At 74.0% G+C, this 20,123-nt stretch carries 14 protein-coding genes; 7 read left to right on the top strand and 7 right to left on the bottom strand.

Annotation, left to right across the window (positions count from 1 at the left end; translation table 11 throughout):
• Positions 1-126: 126 nt before the first annotated feature.
• Genes ACGFIG_RS27280 through ACGFIG_RS27265 form a run of 4 tightly spaced genes read left to right on the top strand, consistent with a single transcriptional unit; the run spans position 127 to position 7,449 of the window.
• Positions 127-468, top strand: coding sequence for a CU044_2847 family protein (locus ACGFIG_RS27280; RefSeq protein ID WP_393007626.1), 342 nt, complete (start codon positions 127-129; stop codon positions 466-468).
• Positions 465-2,231: a trypsin-like peptidase domain-containing protein gene (locus ACGFIG_RS27275; protein WP_393007624.1), complete on the top strand. Its 1,767-nt coding sequence runs from the start codon at positions 465-467 to the stop codon at positions 2,229-2,231. The genes ACGFIG_RS27280 and ACGFIG_RS27275 overlap by 4 nt, the downstream gene beginning before the upstream one ends.
• A 9-nt stretch (positions 2,232-2,240) precedes the next feature.
• Complete coding sequence (locus ACGFIG_RS27270) at positions 2,241-3,239, top strand: AAA family ATPase (RefSeq protein WP_393007622.1); 999 nt, start codon at positions 2,241-2,243, stop codon at positions 3,237-3,239.
• Positions 3,229-7,449 (top strand): SAV_2336 N-terminal domain-related protein, encoded by a 4,221-nt coding sequence (locus ACGFIG_RS27265; protein WP_393007620.1) that lies wholly within the window; start codon positions 3,229-3,231, stop codon positions 7,447-7,449. The genes ACGFIG_RS27270 and ACGFIG_RS27265 overlap by 11 nt, the downstream gene beginning before the upstream one ends.
• Here ACGFIG_RS27265 and ACGFIG_RS27260 read toward each other — a convergent pair.
• The 6 genes from ACGFIG_RS27260 to ACGFIG_RS27235 form a co-directional block, all read right to left on the bottom strand.
• Positions 7,446-7,628: a hypothetical protein gene (locus ACGFIG_RS27260; protein WP_393007618.1), complete on the bottom strand. Its 183-nt coding sequence runs from the start codon at positions 7,626-7,628 to the stop codon at positions 7,446-7,448. The two genes, ACGFIG_RS27265 and ACGFIG_RS27260, sit on opposite strands and share 4 nt — an antisense overlap.
• The gene (locus ACGFIG_RS27255) at positions 7,615-9,213 is read right to left on the bottom strand and encodes a hypothetical protein (protein ID WP_393007616.1); all 1,599 of its coding nucleotides are present in this window, start codon (positions 9,211-9,213) and stop codon (positions 7,615-7,617) included. Before ACGFIG_RS27255 ends, ACGFIG_RS27260 begins: the two co-directional genes overlap by 14 nt.
• A 3-nt stretch (positions 9,214-9,216) precedes the next feature.
• A complete protein-coding gene (locus ACGFIG_RS27250) occupies positions 9,217-11,613 on the bottom strand; it encodes a GTPase-associated protein 1-related protein (protein WP_393007614.1) in 2,397 nt (798 codons plus the stop codon).
• The gene (locus ACGFIG_RS27245; protein ID WP_393007612.1) at positions 11,614-12,819 is read right to left on the bottom strand and encodes a hypothetical protein; all 1,206 of its coding nucleotides are present in this window, start codon (positions 12,817-12,819) and stop codon (positions 11,614-11,616) included. It lies immediately after the preceding gene.
• Complete coding sequence (locus ACGFIG_RS27240; protein ID WP_393007610.1) at positions 12,820-14,319, bottom strand: hypothetical protein; 1,500 nt, start codon at positions 14,317-14,319, stop codon at positions 12,820-12,822. It abuts the gene before it with no gap.
• A 292-nt stretch (positions 14,320-14,611) separates the two neighbouring features.
• Positions 14,612-15,205: a hypothetical protein gene (locus ACGFIG_RS27235; protein WP_393007609.1), complete on the bottom strand. Its 594-nt coding sequence runs from the start codon at positions 15,203-15,205 to the stop codon at positions 14,612-14,614.
• Between the two features lie 693 nt (positions 15,206-15,898).
• Between ACGFIG_RS27235 and ACGFIG_RS27230 the strand changes: the two genes are divergently transcribed.
• Together ACGFIG_RS27230 and ACGFIG_RS27225 are read left to right on the top strand one after the other, a co-directional pair.
• Entirely contained in the window at positions 15,899-16,240 is a 342-nt protein-coding gene (locus ACGFIG_RS27230) for a hypothetical protein (RefSeq protein ID WP_393007607.1), read from the top strand.
• Positions 16,237-16,896, top strand: coding sequence for a nucleotidyl transferase AbiEii/AbiGii toxin family protein (locus ACGFIG_RS27225; protein ID WP_393007605.1), 660 nt, complete (start codon positions 16,237-16,239; stop codon positions 16,894-16,896). Before ACGFIG_RS27230 ends, ACGFIG_RS27225 begins: the two co-directional genes overlap by 4 nt.
• Before the next feature lie 216 nt (positions 16,897-17,112).
• Here the strand turns inward: ACGFIG_RS27225 and ACGFIG_RS27220 are convergent, their stop codons facing one another.
• Positions 17,113-18,015 (bottom strand): SDR family oxidoreductase, encoded by a 903-nt coding sequence (locus ACGFIG_RS27220; RefSeq protein WP_393007603.1) that lies wholly within the window; start codon positions 18,013-18,015, stop codon positions 17,113-17,115.
• 212 nt (positions 18,016-18,227) lie between these two features.
• Here ACGFIG_RS27220 and ACGFIG_RS27215 point away from each other — a divergent pair, with 212 nt between their 5' ends.
• Positions 18,228-20,015: a bifunctional metallophosphatase/5'-nucleotidase gene (locus ACGFIG_RS27215; protein ID WP_393007601.1), complete on the top strand. Its 1,788-nt coding sequence runs from the start codon at positions 18,228-18,230 to the stop codon at positions 20,013-20,015.
• Positions 20,016-20,123: the final 108 nt, after the last annotated feature.

Here is a 20,123-nt window from a genome sequence, read left to right as displayed (position 1 = left end):
GTTCTCCCCCGGGACCTGCACGCGACCGCGCAAAAAACGAGGGTCCTTTCAGTCGGAGAGCCGACAGCGCCGGACTCCACGGTGGTCGATGCTCAGCGGGATCTTCGGCCGACAGGAAGGGCTTCGATGGCAACCGAGCTGATGCGCGTCCGCACCGAGGACGGCGCCGAGGTCGTCTTCGAGGTCGACCAGCGGGAGGCCGGCTTCGGCGAGGCCGGGGTCGGCGACGAGATGATCGAGGCGCGCAAGCGGTTCGAGTCCGGCCTCCGGGAGATCAACCTGGCGGCGCAGAAGGCGCTGGCCACCTTCCGCGACAGCGTCCACCGGCCGAACGACATCGAGATCGAGTTCGGGGTCAACTTCACCGCGCAGGCCGGCGCCGTCTTCGCCAAGACCGGCGTGGACGCGCACCTCACCGTCAAGCTCTCCTGGTCCGGCAACCCGGATGGCGAGGTCGCCGGACGGTGAGCGCGAGCCCGCGCTGGCACGTCCGCATCGACGTCACCGACGCGTCCGGGCGCGGTGGCAGCGGATTCCTCATCGACGCCGAGCACGTACTGACCTGCGCGCACGTGGTGGGTGACGCGGGCCGGGCCGAGGTGTTGTTCCCGCGTGCGGGCCAACTGAAGTTGGACGGCAAGGTGGTGTTCCGGGGTCCCTGGAGGCGGGGCGAGAACGACAAGGGCGACGTCGCGGTGATCCGCCTGACCCAGCCCGTCGAGGAGGTGGAACCAGCCCAGCTCGGGCCCTGGAACGGGGTGGAGGTCCACGCCGGCAGGGAGCTCGGCGCGATCGGCTTCCCCAACGCCTACCGCGAGACGGGCCAGATCGCCCACTTCACGGCGGTGGCCCACCCCCGGCTCGCCAACGGCTCCTGCCAGACCAACGCCAACGGGTCGAGTGGGCCCCGGCTCCTCCCCGGCTACAGCGGCTCGGCGGCCTACGTGCCGGGCAGCTACGAGGTGGTCGGCATGGTCATCGCCGCCGACCGCGATCCGACGATGCGCACCGGCGTGCTGCTGCCGCTGGACGAGATCGGCCGCTACTGGCCGGACATCCTCGAACGCATCGCCCTCGGCCCGTTCGACGCGACCGCGTACCAGGAGCTGCACGCGATCCTCGACGACCTGCCGCTTCCGGACGCGCGCCAACTGCTCCTGGAGGTGCTGCGCCCTCGCGTGCACTTCCCCGACCCGCCCGCCGGGCTGAGCAGCGCCCTCGCCGCCGTGGAGTGGCTCGCGGTCAACACCACATTTCCCACGCACGAAGTGGTCGACCTCGTGATCGCGCTGCTGCGGCGGATCGGCCGGGAGGTCCCGGAGTGCGCCGCCGCCCTGCGCGAATGGATCCGCGAGCACGGTGTGGACGCCGGCACCGTTGCCGAGCAGCCCGCACCAGCGGATGCGGCTGCCCGGCCGGGATGGGTGGTCGTCCGCATCGCGCCGACGGCGGATCCGTCGCGGTCACACCAGGTCACCATCTGGACCGCCACCGACCCGGACGGCGCTCTGGACCGGCGGATACTCGAGGAGACTGTCGCCGAGGACGCCGTCCAGGCCACCGTCGAGCGCGGGCTGCCGTTGGCCTACCGGGAGATCCCGGAGGCGACGTACGACTCGATCACCGTGGAGTTCGTCCTGCCCCGCGGCCGGCTGGCCTGGCCCGTCGACACTTGGCGCGCCCTCGACGACCTCGACCAGGTGCCGCTGGGTTGGAACCGCCCCGTGGTGGTGCGCGCGCTGGAGTGGTTCGACGGCGCCATCGACTCGGGAAAGCTCAAGGACCGGGCCAACCGGTTGCGGACAGGCGCCAAGCGCCTCGACGAGACGCTGGAGTGGCTCGACTGCTCCAGCAAGGAGCAGAAGCCGACGCAGTTCCAGGCGTGGCTGCGCGACAGCGGCCGCCGCAACGTCCTCGGCCTGGCAGGCCCCTGGGCCACGCCGGAGCGGATCGGCTCGGCCGTCGCCAGCGGACTGCCCGTGCTGCTGTGGCGCCGGTCCGGGTGCCCCGATCATCCGCAGGCCGACGAGAACTGCGCGGGGACGCGGTTCCGCCACGCCATGACCGCCCGGCTCTGCGACATCCACAGCAACGAGCTGCCCCTGCGCATCCGTGATCTGCGGGTCGAGGCCGGTGCGGTCGACGACGAGCACGACCACTGCGGCCGGGACGTCACCCTGCTGTGGGACGGCCCGCAGCGGCGGCCGGTCCAGTTGAGCTTCGCCAAGTGAGGAGCGGACGTGTCCGAGACGCCGGGCTGGTGGATCTACAAGGGGACGGGCGACCCGCACGACGGCATCGAACATCTGCCCGCGCCACCGCCGTGGCGGTCGTTCGACGAGGCCGCCACGCCCACCGCGCCGCTGGTCGCCGAGACCGACGCCGACGTGCGGCGCGGCGAGCGGTACCGGCCGGACCAGGACACCGTCGAGCTGGTCAACGCCGCCCTCTACCTGCGCCGCCCGCTGCTGGTGACCGGCCGACCCGGCACCGGCAAGTCGACCCTGGCGGCGGCGATAGCCCACGAACTCAGGCTCGGCCGCCCGCTGCGGTGGAACATCACCAGCCGGGTGACCGTCAAGGACGGCCTCTACCAGTACGACCCCTTGGCGCGGCTCTACCACAACAGCCGGAGCGCGGCGGGCGACGACAGCGAGGACGTCGGCCGTTTCATCCGCCTCGGCCCGCTCGGCACCGCCCTGCTGCCCGCGCAGAAGCCCCGCGTGCTGCTGATCGACGAGATCGACAAGGGCGACCTCGACCTGCCCAACGACCTGCTCACGATCTTCGAGGACGGCGCGTACGAGATCCCCGAGCTGGTCCGGCAGGCCGACCACTCCCCCGACGCGCTGGTGATGGCCGCCGACAGCACCGAACGGGTCCCCATCCACGCGGGCCGGGTGCGCTGCCGGGCGTTCCCCGTCATCGTCATGACCAGCAACGACGAACGGGAGTTCCCGCCAGCGTTTCTGCGCCGGTGTGTCCAGGTCACGCTGCTGCAGCCCGACGGCGACAAGCTGGCCCGCATCGTCGACGCGCACCTCGACGGCCTCGCCGACGACAGCGCCGACCTGATCGACAGCTTCCTCACCCGCCGGGAACCACGCGACCTCGCCACCGACCAACTACTCAACGCCATCTACCTGACCGACCAGGCCGGCCGGTCCGGCGGCGTCGACCGGCTGCAACTCGCCGACAAGGTGATGGCCAGCCTGTCCCGCCAGTCCGATGACGGTTGACCGGCTCCACGCGGCGGTCGTGGCCGCCGGGGGCGATCCCACGCCCCGGGAGTTGGCGGAGGCGCTCTGGCTGGCCCACCACCTGCGGGCCCGGGCACCGACCGCCCGACCGCAGCCGGACGCGCGGGCTCCCATCACGCCCGCACCAGCAGACCATCCGGTGCCCGACGGGTCGCCGCCCGCCGACGAACCCGAGCCCCCGGCCGGATCGCTGCCGCCACCAGCGCCGACGCCCACCAGCCTGTACGTGCCGCCCGCCGAGCCGGGCAGGGTGACAGCGGCGGAGGTGGCTGTGCCCCGCTCGGCCGCGCTGCCCAACCGGCTGGGCTTCCAGCGGGCGCTGCGTCCGCTGCTGCGGCGGGTGCCCTGCCCTCGGGTCGACGTCCTCGACGAGGACGCCACGGTACGCGCCGTCGCCGAACACATGCTGGTCGACCGGCCGTGGCCGGCGGTGACGACGCCCTCGCTGGAGCGGTGGCTGGACGTCGCCGTGGTGGTGGACTGGACGGCGTCGATGACGCTGTGGCGCGACCTCGCGACCGGCGTCGTCGAGACACTGACCGCGTCCGGCATCTTCCGGCAGGTCAGCCGGTGGCGGCTGCACCGCGGCGAGGGTGACGACACCGCCGCCCTGTCGAGTTGGCGGGGCGAGGCGCGTCGCCCGGCGGAGCTGATCGACCCGAGCGGCCGGCGGGTGGTGATCGTGGTCAGCGACTGCGTGGACCCGATCTGGCACACCGGCGCCGCCGGCGCCCTCCTGCGCCGCTGGGCACGACACGGGCCGGTGTCCATCCTCCAGCCCCTGCCCGAGCGGATGTGGTCGCGTACCGGCGGGCGGACCGTGGCGGGACTGCTCAGCGCACCGAGGCCGGGCGCGCCGAACACCGACCTGCGGTTCACCGCCTTCGACGGCATGCGCGTCCAGGACGGCACCGTCGTGCCGGTGCTGGAGGTGTCGCCGCGCTGGATCGGCCGCTGGGCCCGGTTGCTCGCCGGCGCGCCCGCCGTGATCAGCGCGGTCACGGTGGTCACCGGGGACCGGTCGAGGACCGCGCCCGGGCGCGAGGGTGTGGCGCCCAGCCCTGGGCAGCGGATCCGGCACTTCCGCTCGTCGGCGTCGCCCGAGGCGTTCCGGCTGGCCGGGTACGTCGCGATGACCGAGCCGGTGCTGCCGGTGATCCGCTACATCCAGCACGCCATGTTCCGCCCGGCCCCGCCGTCGCAGCTGGCGGAGGTGCTGCTCAGCGGGCTGCTGCGGGTGGTCGACGCCCGGGCCGGGCGCTACCGGTTCGTCGACGGGGTCCAACCGCTGCTGCTCGACACGCTGGCCCGCCCCGACCTGTTCCGGGCCGGGGAACTGCTGGAACAGCTGTCCCGGTCCGTGCAGGCGCGGGTGGGTGTCGCGCGCGAGCACTTCACGGCGCTCACCCCGAGCCCGGGCCGGCCCGGGCTCGGTCCTGACAGCACGCCCTTCGCGGTGATCAACACCATCGGACGGTCCAGGCTCGACCGGGTCACGGCCCGCCCGGCGCGGCACGTCGAACCGGCGACGCCCGGTCCCGGTGACGTGCCGCTGCCGGACGACCCCGCGCCCGCCGTACCGGACGGTTCGTCTCCCCCCGTGCCGGACTCCCCCCCGGACGACTCCTCGCCTCTCGTGCGCGAACCCCGGGCCGGGTCCCCGGGCGACGAGGCGGCGGCCCTGCCGGGCGTCGGTGCCGACCTGCTCTCCCCGCACCGCCGGGTGGTGCCCTTCACCGGCCGCGCGGCAGAGCTGGCCGAGCTGCAACGGTGGTGCGCGGCGAGCGGCGCGGCGGTGCGGGTGCTCGTCGGCGGCCCCGGCCAGGGCAAGACCCGCCTGGCCCGCGAGTTGGTCACCGGTCGTCGCGCGCGCTGGCGGGACGCGCCGCCGCAGCCGGGCCCTGACCCGGGGCCGGACGGCGGTGGGCTGGTGGTGGTGGACCGCGCCGACACCCGCCCCCACGAGGTGCGGGAGGAACTGGACCGGGCCAGCCGCGGCGGCGCCCCGGTGCGCCTGCTCCTGCTCGCCCGCTCCGCCGGCGACTGGTGGCAGGAGCTGCGCCGCACCGACCCGGCGGGGCTGGTCGGCGAGGCCACCGTCCAGCGGCTGCGGGCCCCATGGCCGGCCGGACGCGAGCGGCAGGAGGCGCTGCGCGACGCCGTGGCCGGCTTCGCCGCGGCGCTGGACGCCGGCACCGGCGACGATCGCTGGCAGCGCCGCGCCCGGTCGACGCGCCTGCCCGACGTCGGCCACGAACGATTCGCCAGGCCCGTCGCGCTGCACCTGGCGGCGCTGCGGATCCTGCTCCGGGGTGCGCCGGGGCCGCCCCCGCCCGTCTCCGTGCCGGACGTCGTGGCGGCGCTCCTCGCCCGGGAACGCCGGTACGGGGAGGCCACGGCGGTGGCCGCGCGGATCTCGTACGCCCGGGCGGGCCAACTCGACGAATACCTGGCGGCGGCCGCCCTGTACGGCGCGGGCACCGCCGCCGACGCCCAGGAGGTGGTACGCCGGATCCGCCACCGGGAGGCGCCCGACCGGACCATCCTGCACCGCCTGGCGAACTGGCTGCACGAGCTCTATCCGGGCGACGACGGCGAGTACTGGGGGCCCGTCGAGCCGGACGAACTCCGACTCGCCCTCGGCACCGCCGCCGCGCTCGACAATCCGGCGCTGGTCACGGACGTCCTGCCGTACTGCACACCCGAGCAGGCGCTACGGGCCGTGACGGTGCTCGGGCCGGCCTGCCACCGGCAGCCCGCCCTGGCCGCCCCGCTTTGGCAGGTGGTCCAGCACCAGCCGGCGCTGCTGCTCACCCTGCTGCGGCAGACGCGCTCCCGCACGTCGGCCCTGCCACCCGCCCTGGTGGACCGCCTGCGCCTGCTGGTGCAGGACCCACGGACCGCCCTGCCGGCGCTCAGGGCCGTCGCCAACGGGCTCGCCGACCCCGGGATCCTCTTCGCCGACCAGCCGGCGGCCCTCTCGGCCCGGCTCGTCGAGGGCATCCGCCGGCTCGGGGAGGCGGACCAGTACCTACCGTGGCTGGCGGAAGCCCTGACCCAGCACCGGCGGCGGCTGACCGACGGCGGGTCGGACGGCGACGTGCTCGCCGCGTTGGCTGAGGAGGTCGACCTGCGGGTACGGGCGCTCGACCGCGCCGGCGCCCCGGCCACCCCCCGGGCCATGGCACGCCTGACGTCGGCCCTGGACGCCCACGCCGTCGCCCTGCACCGGGCCGGCCTGACCGTGCAGGCGCTCAGCGCGGCGAACCGGGCCGTGGCGTACCACGAGCAACTTCACGCCGGCGTGCCCGGCGGCCGTCTCGCGCCGCTCTGCGACGCCGAGATTCGGCGGGCGCGGCTCCTGGGCGAACTGGGCCGCTGCGTCGAGGGACTGGCCGCCGCGACGACGGCCGTGGCCCACGCCCGCGCCCTGGCCGACGCCGGCCGCGCTGCGGCCGACCCGCCGGGCGCCGGGTCCGATGGCGGGCTTGCGAACCTCGCCCGGCTGATCGACGCGCTCGACGCGCTGGCCGCGCTGCACCGCCTCGAACGCCACGGCACCGCCGCCCTGGCCGCGCAGGACGAGAGCGTCCGGTTGCGCCGCCGGCTCGCCGCCGCCGACCCGGCGCACGCACCGGCGTTGGCCTGGGCGCTGCTGCGCCAGGCCATGGACCTCGACGAGGTCGGCTCGCCCCGACTCGCCCTGTCGGTCGGCAACGAGGCCGTACGCCTGCACCGCGAACTGGCGGCCGGGAGCAGCCTCGACGCCCTCGCCGGCCTGGCGACCGCGCTGCACTGCCAGGCGGTGCACCTGCACGACCTCGAACGGCACGCCGAGGCCGCCGCGGCGCTGAGCGAGGTGGTCGTCCTGCACCGGCAGCTCGCCACCGCCGATCCGGCCCGGTACGCCGCCGACCTGGCCGCCGTGCTGGGCCACCAGGCCGGGCTGCTCGTCGAGACAGACGACGTCGGCGCGGCGATCGAGGCGCTCACCGAGAGCTGCGCCGTGCTGAGCCGGGTGTTCCGCGACGACACCGGCGACGCCACGGTACGCGCCCGGTTGGCACGCACCCACGAGGATCTCGCCGGGCTGTGGGAACGCGCCGGCGACGAGACGGCCGCGAACGGGCACCGGGTGCAGGCACGGCTGCTGACCGCGGGCGGCGCGGCCCGACGCGCTGAGGACTAGCCGAACAGCGTCCACACGCTCCAGGAGTCGCGCAGCACCTCCGCGGCCCAGCCGGCCACCGCCTGCGGAACGCCGTCGTGCAGCGCCCACGCCACCAGGGCCGCCACGGCCAGCAGCGTCGAGGCGAGGACGACCAGCCGGGACGCCCGGTAGGAGTCGGGCAGGTCAGCGGAGCGCACCGGCCACCTCCCGACGCAGGACGCGCTCGCCGCGCAGCAGCCACAGCAGCGGATCCGACGGCGGCGGGTCAGCCCTGCCGTGCAGGAAGAAGCGCACCTCGGCGAAGTCCCGGCCGACGGCCGTCAGGAGGTGGTCGAGCCCGTGCCCGGCCAGCCAGCGCCGCACGGCCGCCGAGTCGTCCGCCGGCGCGACGACGCCGGGGAGCAGGCCGATCAGGTCCGCCTTGGACACCACGAAGGCCAGCCGGCACCGCTCCGTGGCGACACCCCGGTGCCGCAGGCCGACGACCACGGCCTCGTACGAGTCCGCCACGTCGTGCCGAGCGACCCGGACGGCGGGGACGAGGTGGGCGGGCGCCTCCGCCACCCGCCGACGTAGCGCCGGCAGCGACAGCGGGTCCAGGACGAACACGAAGTTGCGCGCCTCGTCCAGGAAGCCGTACGACGCGCAGACCTCGCGGTCCACGAGGCCACGCCCGGGGGCGTCGAACACCTGCACCCGCTGGGGCGCGCGCTGCGCCCGCAGGGCGACGCCGACCACCCGCGTCCTGCCCCGACCGCCGGGAGCGGGCCGGTCTACCGCGCACCGGTCCGGCGGGAAGCGCGCAGCCAGCCGTTGCACCACCGTGTCGACGAGCGTCGTCTTGCCGGCGTCGGGAGCCCCGAACACCGCCACCCGGATCTCCGTGGCCCGCCCGGTGCCGTCGGCGAGCGGGCTGTCACACTTCGGGCACCTCGCGCTCAGCCGCGCCCCTGCCGACGACTGTCGAGCCGGCAGGGACACCCCGCACCCGCACCGTCGCCGCCACAGGCCCTGGCTGTCGGGCCGCAGCAGCCGGTGCCGCCACGACCCGAGCGGGGCCGGCGCCATGTCGGCGTGGTCGCCCGGACAGGCGTACACCGGCAGCTCGATTAGGAAGTAGCAGCGGGGACAGCAGGTGTCCGTCCGCCAGGCGGCACGCCACCGCCGATCGGCGGCCCGCAGCGCTCCGGCCGCCACCACGCCGAGGAGCCAGGACGTCGCGGTCACCAGGGCGACGACCACGGCCAGCAGCACCAGCACGGCCACCGTGCCCACGGTCACCCCGACGAGCGCCGCGCCGGGCACGGCGAGCAGCGGCCAGCCCAGCGCCACCGTCCAGGCCCGGCTGGGACTCGTCTCCGTCTCGGCGACGTCGTCGGACGCCCCGCGCACCCGCACGTGGTAGCGGGGCAGCCGGGGCAGGACCCGCCAACCGGCCCGCCACCAGCCGGTGACGCGCGCGTAGCAGCGCTCGACGACGTGCCGCAGGTCGTAGCCGGCCTGCCGCACGGCGTAGTGGGGCCAGGCGTAGTCGCGCCGGTGCGACCGGAGCGGACCCGCCGGACGGGCGCCGAACTCGTCGTGCGGCGTGCGCACCCGTGGGGTGTCCACCAGACCGCCGAGCACCCGCGTCGCCTCCGCCAACCCGAGGACGACACCGGCCAGCAGACCCGCCAGCAGGCAGTAGACGGCGACCGGCACGACCGTCACCGCGGCCAGGGTGTACGCGATCAGCACGAGGCAGCCGAGCACCACCAGCACGACAGCGGCCGGGGCGGACACCGGTCACCCCCGCCGGCCGGGTCGTAGGCGGCGCAGCAGGCCCCGGCGGTTGGCGCCCACCAGCGTCCGCCACCGCGCCAGCCACATCGGCCCCACCGCCTCCACCTGCGCCGTCATCTCGTCGAGCCGCTTCTGCGAACAGCGGGTCACCGCGGTGCGCACCATCCGGTCGAGGTCCGCGTGGGTGCCCGGCTGGACCATGGCGGCCATGGTCGCCGACTGCCGTTCGATGTGCACCAGCACGAAGGCGAGGGCGACGTGCGCCGGGTTCGAGTTGCGCATCAGCTCACCGCGGATCTTCCGGGAGCAGGGCTCGGTGAGCTGCGGCGCGTGGACGAGCACTGTGAAGGCCGCGGCCGCCGGCGCTGCCGCCAGCGCGTCGCACAACTCCCGCACCCGGGCGGCGACCAGCCGAGCCGGCACGTGGCGCAGCGCCAGGGTCAGCTCGCCGACGTCGGGTCGGGGGGACGCCAACTGCTCGAGCGCCACGCTCAGCGCGCGGTGCCCGTGGATGGCGCGGGCCACCTCCGGCGGCGGTGACCACAGGCCGTGCGCCATCAGCACCAGCGCCGCCTCCAGGTACTCCGGGTGCGGCGTGTAGCCGACGAGCACCGCCCCCAGCTCGGCGAAGATCCGCGGATCCAGGGGCGCGTTGCGGGGCAGCAGCCGCCGCAGCAGGTGTGCCTCCGCCAGATCCACCGGGCGGTGCGTCCAGATCACGGCGGCGGTACGGTTCACCGGCGCGGCGGGCCGCTCGGCGTCCACGGCGGTGCGGAGGCACTGCTCGATCAGGTCCAGCTGCTGCGCCGGCGGCAGGTGCCGCAGCGCGGCCTCCACCACCGCCGCGTCCAACGGCTCGTCGAGCCGCATCGGCTCCCGCAGCAGTACGTCCCACCACTGGTCGCCGAGCTCGTAGGCGATGTCCGGTTCGGCGGCCAGACGCTGGCCGAGCTCCCGGCGCAGCAGTCGCTCGACGCCTTCGGCGCAGGCCCACGCCTCGGTCCGGTACGCCCGGTCGGGATGGTCGGCCCAGTCGAGGACGAACCGCTCCAGGCCCGGCTGCAGCCCGCCGAGCGGCGGCTCGAGCCCGAATCGCCCGCACAACCGCAGCAGCGTCTCGAACCGGAGCGGCTCGGCGGCGCGTAGCGCCTCGGTGATCGGGCCGAGCGCCCTCGCCTCGTCCGCCCGCGTCCACCCGTCGGTCGACGGCACGGCCCGCTCGTGGCGGACCGTGCCGGAGGCCAGCGCCTCGCGCAGCTCCGCGTCGATCAGCGCCAGGCGCACGTCCGCGCCCCGGTGCGGGAAGGTCGCCGACCGGCTGACGTCGTCGAGGCCGCGCAGGACGTCGACGGGCCACCGCGGCGCGGCCTCCACTAGCAGGTCGACGATGCCTGCGCCGTAGCGCCGCACCAGCGGTGGCGGACCCTTCCTCAGCCAGCGCACCAGCCCGGCCACCTGCTCTCGCGGGGGAAGACGCCGCAGGATGGCGGCGAGGGCCACGTCGGCCGCCCCCTCGCCGTCCACGCCGGACGCGGCGGCGACCTCCACCGCGTCCACCACGTCCAACGGGTCCTCGGTGAGGAACAGCTCGGTCCACCGCCGCGCCGTCCGGGTCTCCACCACCCGGCTCCAGGCGTGCCGGACCAGGTCGAACACGACGTAGCCCTGATCGTTGTCGAGGGTGGCGCCGGCGCCACCCCAGTCGGGGTGCACGGCGAGGATCCGCTGGGGCGCGTACGCGGGGTTGAGGGTGAAGACCTTGAACCCGATCCGCAGGGCCTCGCGCTGCGGCAGCAGCAGCGTCGCCGCGGTCACCCAGCGCAGCACCTCCGCGGGCTCGCGGGCGACGAAGAGCACCCGGCGGCCCGGCTCGTCCGCCGGCGGGCGCAACGTCGACAGCAACGCCGCCAGCAGGTCGGCGCCGTCGGGGGTGGCGTGCACGAACGCCCGGGCCTGCGCCGCGCCGAACGAACCCGGCTGCCAGCCCGGCTCCAACGGCGGGCACCGCGTGTCGGGCGCCGGCTCGACGGTCCAGAACGGCGCCCCGAAGAGCTGGGCCGGGCGCACCAGCCCGTACGCGGCGGGGTCGTCGGTCACGATGGCGTGGGTGAGCTGGTTGCCCTCCCGACCGCCCACGCTCTCGCGGCCCAGGTAGACCCCGGAGGCCGTGGCGAGCAGCCCGTCGCAGACGTGGGCGAACGACACCGGGTACTCGCTCACCGGGCGGCGCTCCCGCATCCACCGGGGTGGGGGCTCGTAGAGCAGGTTGCGCTGCACGACCGCCTCGGCGCTGCGGTCCGCGCCCGCCGAACGCGCCTGGAACTGCAGCCCCGGCGTGCCGCGCAGCCCCTGACCCTCGCGGCAGTCGGTGTAGATGAGGCTCTCGAACCGGCCCGTCATTCAGCCCTGCCTGGGTACGACGCCGAAGCGCGGCAGGCTGAGCAGCCAGAGCAGCGGCTCGTCGACACGGTAGGGGCGCACCCCGCCCGGCTCCACCAGCGCGTTGTCGTAGTCGGGCGGGGCGCCCAGCGCGGAGACGAAGAAGTAGCGGAAGGTCTTGTAGTTCATCCGCAGGTGCTGCTCGATGTCGTCGCCCTGCCAGTCGCGCAGCAGCGCGGCGACCTGCTCGTGGGTGGCCCGTCCCAACTGTTCGTCGTACGCCGACCCGCGCGGGGGTTCCTGGCGCAGCGGATGGTCCTGGCCCAGCTTGTCGTAGAAGGCGTCCATCTTGGCGAACGCGACGGCCACCGGCTTGCTGATCCGCTCGCTGCCACGCACCCCGTTGCTGGCGCGCAGACTCTGGGTGAGCCGGTCGACCACCGCGATGGTGTCCTCCGTCGAGCGGATCGCCGACGGCGGAAGCCGGAGTTTCTCGCGGGCCCCGGGCAGCATGAACGGGTCGAGCAGCAGGATCAGCCCGTCCGCGGCGCCGACGTACTCCAGGTCGTTGGCGCCGCTGAGGGTCCCGACGTCCTCGCCCGCCGTGTCGTGGAAGGACAGGTAGCTGGTCCGGTAGACCGGGGCTCGGCCCCATCGCCGATGCTCGCCCCGCCACTCGAAGACCAGGGGATTCTGCCGGCCGTTCACCGCCGCGGCCGTCGCCTCGAAGAGCTTGTGCTCGGTAAACATCCGGTCCACGTTCTGTTCGAGCCACTCCAGCGGGGACTTGAAACCGCCCTGCCCGTCCCCGGTCATCCGGATGTCTGCGGCGAACCGTCGGCGCAGGTCCGAGGAACGCAGCTCGTGGGCCAGGACGGTCAGGTAGACCGTCTTGCCGGTGCCCTTGCCGCCGAACATGGCGATCATCGGGCTCGCCGTCTCCCCGAAGTTCGGTGGCACCGGGGTGTGGCAGGAGGGGCAGGCGCGGATGCCCGTGCGGCCGCCGCAGGCCGGGCACCACGCCACCCGTACCGGCCGCAGCCGCTGGTGGCGTGGCGGCGGGAAGACGGGCCGCATCGTCTCCGTGAACCCGGTCATGTTGCGGCGGGCGGTGTCGGGGCCCGGCTCGCACCCCCGACGGTCGGCGTCGCCCTTGCCCAGGCACTGGAACCACAGCGCCGAGCCGTCGATGCGCTGGTAGCAGAACGGACACGCGACCTCGGCCACTTACGACACCCTCATCGACTCGACGGGAGGAACGGAGACCACGATCGGCACGGCGCCGCGCACGAAACACCGGATCCAGTAGGGGTGGTGGCGCCGAGGCAGCTGGGGCACCTCTACGGTGAGCTCCCAGGCCTCTTCCGGGCCCAGCTCGACGCCCGCGGCCTCGGCGAGGACCGTGCCGGCCTCGGGCGAGGGCGGCATCGTGGGCTCCGCGCCGAGCACCACGATGACGGCCAGGTCCGCGACGTCGGTCTCCGCCCGCAGACGGACACCGATCTCCCGGCGGCCGAGGTGCCAGCGCCAGTGCCGGGCCAGGGTGTACGAGACGCGCACCGGCCGGGGCGGCAGTGCCACCTCGCGGACCGGCGATCGCACCTCGTCGGCTACGACGGAGGCGAGCATCGCGACTCGTACCACGCACGGGTCCGGGGCCGCGGGGATTCGGAAGCCGTTCGAGCTGGCGTACCGGGTGCGGCTGATCTGGCCGCGTTCGGTACCCGTCGGCGAGGTCCACTCCACCAGCGCCAGCAGCGACCCCTCCGGCCAGATCCACGACACGACGGCGTCGTCGCCCCGGCGCTCGGCCCGCAGCCGCCGCACCGGTTCGGCCACCCCGAGGGCGACCAGTCGACCCACGGTGGCCTGGGCGCCCTCGACCAGGAACGGCACATAGAGGTGGTAGCCGACCGGGATCTCGGCGACGAGGCTGACCTCGCCGTCGCGTTCCTGCCGTACGCCTGCCACCTCGGCGCCGAAGGCGGACAGCGCGGAAACGGGCAGGACGGCTCCGGCCCGCCACGGCGGAGGCGTCGCCGCCCAGCGGATCCGTACCCGGTCGCCGGCGGGCCACGACAGCCGCACCCGGCACCGGTCGCCCGACGCGCCGAGCACCGCGACGGTGAGGTTTACCGCTGCGGCGGCCGTCCCCGGGTGGGCGGCCTGGCCGGGGCGGTGCTGGGCGGGCACGCCGCCGGCCACCTCGCCCAGCGGGTCGTGCCGCCGCTCGCCGACGCCGCCGTTGGCCGTCGGCACGTGGCCACCGCCGACCGGGGTGTCGAGCCGGCCCTGGATGAAGTCGCGCGCCTCTGTCCGCCACGACCGGACATGTCCCGCGCTGGAAGGCGGCCCGGCCGCCTGGACGGGCTGGACGGGCACTCCCCGTTGCGCAGCGGAGGTGGCCGGCGCGCTCCGCGGCGCGTCCCCGGTCACACCCGCCTGCTCCCGCCACCAGGTGGGATCGCCCATCAGGTCGCCGGTCTCGCGCCGGAGCTTGTCGTCCGCCGCGATCAGCAGCCGGCACACCTCGGCCCGGCTGTCCGGGCCGGTGGCCCGTTCGCGCCAGAACTCGCGCAGCTCCGCGAGGTGGGCGACGAGCTGTTGCGGGGTCCACCCGGGCTGCACCGCGTAGCGGGCGGCGAGGTCGCCAGCGGGCAGGCGTCCGTGCCGGCCCCGCAGTGGCTTGATTACCTCGCGGTCGTAGCGCTCGGCGTCGAACGCCATGGGATCAGACGCCGAGACGCAACGGACAACGGCAACCGGACGTGCGGCCACAGTTCACATCGACCCCCACCGCGATTCACTCACGTCATCGCGCTGAGATCACCACAAGCATGAAGGTGATCACAAGTATCTGTCGCTCGACGGACAGTAGACCTTCCACGAGCACGCCGACGGCCCGGCAGGCACACCCGCGCGCGGGTGTGCCTGCCGGGCCGTCGAGGTGGACGTGCCGCTGGCCGGCACCGTGTGGACGGTGCCGGCCAGCGATCCCCCTTGTGGTGGAAGGTCCGTGTCAGTTGTTCCAGTGCTCGGCGACCAGGTCGGCGGCCATCTGCTCCCACTGGGCGTAGTGGTCCGGGTACGCCGACACCTGCACGGTCTGCGCGGCCTTGGTCAGCGGCATGTCCTGCCACCCGTCGACCTGCTTGAGGCCCTTCAGGAAGGCCGTCGTCGAGTACTCGGGGTTGGTGATCTGCTCGACCGTGCCCCACCCGCTGGACGGGCGCTGCTGGAACAGGCCCTGCGAGTCGTGGTCGTTGCGGTCACCCAGGTGACCCAGGTTCTCCAGCTTCGACTCCTGCAACGCGGTCGCGATCGACACCACGGCCGCGCGCTCGTCCATCCCGGCCTTCTTCGTCGCCGCGATGATCGCCTTCACGTTCGCGACCTGCTCGTCCGACAGGTCGACGCGCGACTGGGCGCCCTGCACGCCGTGCGGGATCAGCTTGGCCTTGTCCACGGCCGGCTTGTCGGCCTGCACGGCGGCGACGGGCGTGGTGTCCACGGTCGCGCGGTGCGTGGTGTCGGTCAGCGGGCCAGCGGCCACGCCACCGGCGAACGCGAGACCGGCGATACCCAGAACGCTGTTACGGATGATCGTGTTCATCGCGGATGCTCCATTCGGGGGTTGGCACCCTCACCGACAGGGGATCGGCAAGGCGGGTGCAAGCACCGTCCGGCGCTCTGGAACAGGGGGATCTCCGGCATCCCGGTCCGAAGGGGAAGCTCGGAATCGGCCGTCGGTGGCGGGGCGGGGGGATGCCCTCACGTCGACCGTGACCATGTGTAACGACCGCCGACCCGCCGACATTCCGGGGCCGGCGCGGCCACCTGCCGGGCTGTCGCCACCGCCCACCACCGGGGAGGCGGGTGTCGCCCTCACTCGGCCGTACTCATGGTGTAACGACCCCGGGCCCGCCACGATTCCGCACCCACGATGCCCCCGGTCACACCCACGAACCGGACACCAGCCCCACACGTCAGCGGCTCCGACCGTTTGCGGCCTCGCCATGCGCGGGTTGGCCCGGCGGCGACGGCCAGCGAACCGGACAGTCACCACCCTCGCCGGCGATCCGGACCGGCGCCGTACTGCCGTCGTCGCGGGCAGCCGATCCGCAGGTCGGCCCGGAGGCGGCCAGGTCGGGCACGGGTGACCAACCGCGATATTGGCACAAAGGGCCCTGGCGGGCGGATTCTCGCGGGGTTCTCGACAGTCGCACCGGTCCCGCAGCGTCGGCGCGGCGCGACACCGGGCGAAACCGCGAGCCCACCCGGGCCGACCTGGGGTTACCCTGACAGCATGCAGGCCCTCTCCCCGGCTCCGACCCGCGCGGCCCACCTGGCCCGTCCGGGCCGGCCCGCCGTGGTGACCCGCACCCTCGTCGAGTTGACCGGCCCCACCCGTGGCGTCGTCGAGCTGCCGGTACGGCTGATGTGGAACGCCGACCGCACCTTCGACCTGAGCGATCCGGACGAGCTGCTCTGGATGTACGAGAACGTGTTGCGGGAGACCACCCGCACGGAGGATCTCCGGCTGCTCATCAACGGGCGCATCCTGCGTCGGGTGTGGCGGCTGCTCAACCTGCCCCGGGGCGTACGCCAGGCGTGGGAGAGCCGCCACCGGGGCCTGCGTACGGCGTGAACACCCCGCACCCGCACGAGTTCTACCGAGAGGTGGCCCGGGTGGCGCTGTCCGCCGCGGGGCCGTACCGGTTCGTGCTCGGGGGCGGGGTTGCCTGGGCCGCGCACGGGCTGGTGACCCGCCCGACGGAGGACGTGGACCTGTTCGCGGACGTGGAGGGGGCCGCCGCCGCGGCGGCGGACGGGGTACGGAAGGCCCTGGAAGAGGCCGGGTTCGAGGTGACCGACGCCGATCCCGACAGCGAGCTGGCCGAGCTGTTCGACGGCTTCGACCGGGACCTGAGGGACTTCGTGGTCAGCCGGGACGGGCGGCTCATCCGGCTCAGCCTGGCCCGCCTCGACCGGCACCGCAGCCCGGTGGTGATGGACCTCGGCCCCGTGATGGACGTACGGGACCTGATGGCCAACAAGACCGCTGCCCTGGTCAACCGGCGGGAGGTCCGGGACTACATCGACGTCGCCGCTGCCCTCGAGCACCACGACGTGGCGGAGCTGCTGGAACTGGCCCGGCAGCTCGACCCGGCCCTGGACGAGGAGGACGTGCGGGCCGCCGGCCGCTACCTGGACCGGCTGCCGGACCGCCGCTTCGCCCGCTACGGCCTGGACCCCGCCGCCGTGGCCCAGGTCCGCACCCGCCTCACCCCCTGGCCCCGCTAACCCGCCCGCGACCCACCGTGGCCGCACCCAGCCGGGCCGATCATGCACTTGTGGTGCCTCACGAAAGCCGCAACTCCCCACCCTCCGCCCACCAGAACTCCATGATCGACCCAGAAGTGCATGATCGACGCGAAGCGGCGGCGCGGGGGCAGGGGCGGCGCGGGGCACGGGCTCGGCAGCGCGGAGGACGGGCGCGAGGGCAGCGGCGCGGGTGGGCTACTTTGTGGGGCGGCCGCCCGTGACGCCGAGGATCTCGCCCGTGACGTAGCTGGACTCCTGGGAGGCGAAGAAGGCGTACGCCGGGGCCAACTCGGCCGGCTGACCGGGGCGTCCCTCCGGGGTGTCCTGGCCGAACTTCTCGACCTTCTCCTCCGGCATGGTGGCCGGGATCAGCGGCGTCCAGATCGGACCCGGCGCCACCGCGTTCACCCGGATGCCCCGCTCCGCCAGGTCGGCGGCGAGGGCCTTGGTGAAGTTGGCGATCCCCGCCTTGGTCGTGGCGTAGTCCAGCAACTGCGGCGAGGGATCGAACGCCTGGATCGACGACGTGTTGATGATCGCCGAGCCCTCGGCCATGTGCGGCACCGCCGCCCGGCAGAGCCAGAACATCGCGTACAGGTTGGTCTTCAGCACCCGGTCGAACTGCTCGTCGCTGATCCCGAGGATGCCCTCGCCCTGCGCCATCTGGTAGGCCGCGTTGTTGACCAGGATGTCGATGCCGCCGAGGTCCCGCACGGCCCGCTCGATCAACTCCTGGCACTGTCGCTGGTCGGTGATGTCGCCGCGTACGGCGAAGCCCCTGCGGCCGGCCTCCTCGACGAGCCGGACGGTCTCCCGGGCGTCGGCGTCCTCCTCCTCGCCCAGGTAGGAGATGAGCACGTCGGCGCCCTCCCGGGCGTACGCGATGGCGATCGCGCGGCCGATGCCCGAGTCACCGCCGGTGATCAACGCCCGCCGGCCCTCGAGTTTGCCGCTGCCGCGGTACGACTCCTCGCCGTGGTCCGGCTTCGGGGCCATCTCCCGCGTCGAGCCGGGCGGCGTCTGCTGCTGCTTCGGTTGGCCCTCCTGCTGGCCGTACTGGCTCGTGGGGTCCTGCTGGGTGTGCTGGTCCTCGGTCACCGACGTCTCCTCGCGCACCGGTCGGGTCTGGGTCTTCCACCGCCCTACCCCGCGGCGGCAGGCGGAAACAGCGGGCCAGGTGTTACACGGACAGGCCCGTGCGCGCCGGTGTGCTGAAACACCTCGTGCTGCTGTGACAGGAGTGCCGACGGCTCGTTAAGGTGCGCTCGGCGCTCACCGGGCGTCCCGAACCCCCACGGAAGGGCACCTTCATGACCTCTCCCTCCGGCCCGTCGCGTCGCACGGTGCTCGCCGCCGCGGCCGTGGCGGCGAGCGTTCCGCTGATCGCCGCCACCCCCGCCCAGGCGGCCGGCGCGGCCCGGTCGCGGACCTGGGACCTGACGATCCTCGGCACCTCGGACACCCACGGCAACGTCTACAACTGGGACTACTACTCCGACGCCGAGTACGACGACAGCAAGCACAACGACGTCGGCGTCGCCAAGCTGGCCGCCCTGGTCACGCAGATCCGCGCCGAGCGGCGCGGCAAGGCGACGCTGGTGCTCGACGCCGGCGACACCATCCAGGGCACCCCACTGGCCACCTTCTACGCCAAGCAGGAGCCGATCACCACCACCGGTGAGACGCACCCGATGGCCAACGCCATGAACGTGCTCGGCTACGACGCCGTCACGTTGGGCAACCACGAGTTCAACTACGGCCTGCCGCTGCTGGCCAAGTGGATCTCGCAACTGGGCTTCCCGGCGCTGGCCGCCAACGCCGTCAACGTCGCCACCGGCAAGCCGGCCTTTCTGCCGTACGTCATCAAGAAGGTTTCCGTCGGCTTCGCCGCGCCGCCGCTGCGCGTCGGCATCCTCGGCCTGACCAACCCCGGCAGCGCGATCTGGGACCGGGCCAACGTCGAGGGCAGGCTGCGGTTCGACGACATGATCGCCACCGCCGCGAGGTACGTGCCGATCATGCGGGCGCGCGGCGCCGACATCGTGTTGATCTCCGCCCACGGCGGCGACAGCGGCACCTCCAGCTACGGCCCGGAGCTGCCGATCGAGAACCCGACGGCGCTGATCGCCCAGCAGGTCCCCGGCATCGACGCGATCCTGTTCGGCCACGCCCACGCGGAGGTCGCCGAGAAGTTCGTGACCAACGAGCGCACCGGCGAGCAGGTGCTGCTCACCGAGCCGTCGAAGTGGGGACAGCGGCTGAGCCGGATGGACTTCACGCTGACCCGCGAGCGGGGCCGCTGGAAGATCACCAAGAAGACCGCCGCGCTGCTCAACACCAACACCGTGACCGAGGACCCGAAGGTCCTCGCGGCCGTACGGGCGCAGCACCAGAAGACCGTGGCGTACGTGAACCAGGTCGTGGCCCGCTCCGTGGAACTCTCGGCGGCCGAGAGCCGGTACAAGGACACCCCGATCCTGGACTTCATCAACCACGTCCAGACCGAGGTCGTCGGGCAGGCGCTGGCCGGCACGTCGTACGCGGACCTGCCGGTGCTGTCGATCGCGGCGCCGTTCAGCCGCACGGCGGTCTTCCCCGCCGGCGACGTGAAGATCCGCGACGTGGCCGGGCTGTACGTCTTCGACAACACCCTCGAAGCGGTCGTGCTCAGCGGCGCCGAGGTGCGCACCTACCTGGAGTACTCGGCGAAGTACTTCCGGACCCTCGCCCCCGGTGCCCCGGTCGACCCGACGACGATCAGCGACCCGGCCGTGCCGGACTACAACTACGACGTCGTCTCCGGCCTCGACTACGACATCGACATCTCCCGGCCGGTGGGCCAGCGCATCACCCGCCTGGTGCTGCCCGGCACCGACACGCCCGTGGCCGACAATGCGCAGTTCGTGGTGGCGGTCAACAACTACCGGCGCAGCGGCGGCGGCAACTTCCCCGGCATCGTGAAGACCCAGGTCTACAACGAGCAGCAGGAGATCCGTCAGCTGCTCATCGACTGGGCGCAGGCCAGGGGCACCATCGACCCCGCCGACTTCTACCGGCCGAACTGGCGGCTGGTACGCGAGGGCGTCGCGGTCTTCTGATCGGGTGCGCCGGGGGGGGGGGGGGGGGGGGCCCCGGGGGGGGGGGGGGGGGGGGGGGGGGGGGGGGGGGGGGGGGGAGCCACGGAGGGGGGGGGGGCCCGCGGGGCC

The organism is Micromonospora sp. NPDC049048 (assembly GCF_043197615.1).
GTDB lineage: Bacteria > Actinomycetota > Actinomycetes > Mycobacteriales > Micromonosporaceae > Micromonospora.
Note: the sequence above shows the minus strand (reverse complement) of the source record. Positions and strands in the feature narration are given on the sequence as shown.

Excerpts from the sequence above, each read along its gene's own strand:
- ACGFIG_RS27280 (WP_393007626.1), top strand. The coding sequence starts at position 127 with ATGGCAACCGAGCTGATGCGCGTCCGCACCGAGGACGGCGCCGAGGTC.
- ACGFIG_RS27265 (WP_393007620.1), top strand. The coding sequence starts at position 3,229 with ATGACGGTTGACCGGCTCCACGCGGCGGTCGTGGCCGCCGGGGGCGAT.
- ACGFIG_RS27250 (WP_393007614.1), bottom strand. The coding sequence starts at position 11,613 with ATGACGGGCCGGTTCGAGAGCCTCATCTACACCGACTGCCGCGAGGGT.
- ACGFIG_RS27240 (WP_393007610.1), bottom strand. The coding sequence starts at position 14,319 with ATGGCGTTCGACGCCGAGCGCTACGACCGCGAGGTAATCAAGCCACTG.
- ACGFIG_RS27235 (WP_393007609.1), bottom strand. The coding sequence starts at position 15,205 with ATGAACACGATCATCCGTAACAGCGTTCTGGGTATCGCCGGTCTCGCG.
- ACGFIG_RS27230 (WP_393007607.1), top strand. The coding sequence starts at position 15,899 with ATGCAGGCCCTCTCCCCGGCTCCGACCCGCGCGGCCCACCTGGCCCGT.
- ACGFIG_RS27215 (WP_393007601.1), top strand. The coding sequence starts at position 18,228 with ATGACCTCTCCCTCCGGCCCGTCGCGTCGCACGGTGCTCGCCGCCGCG.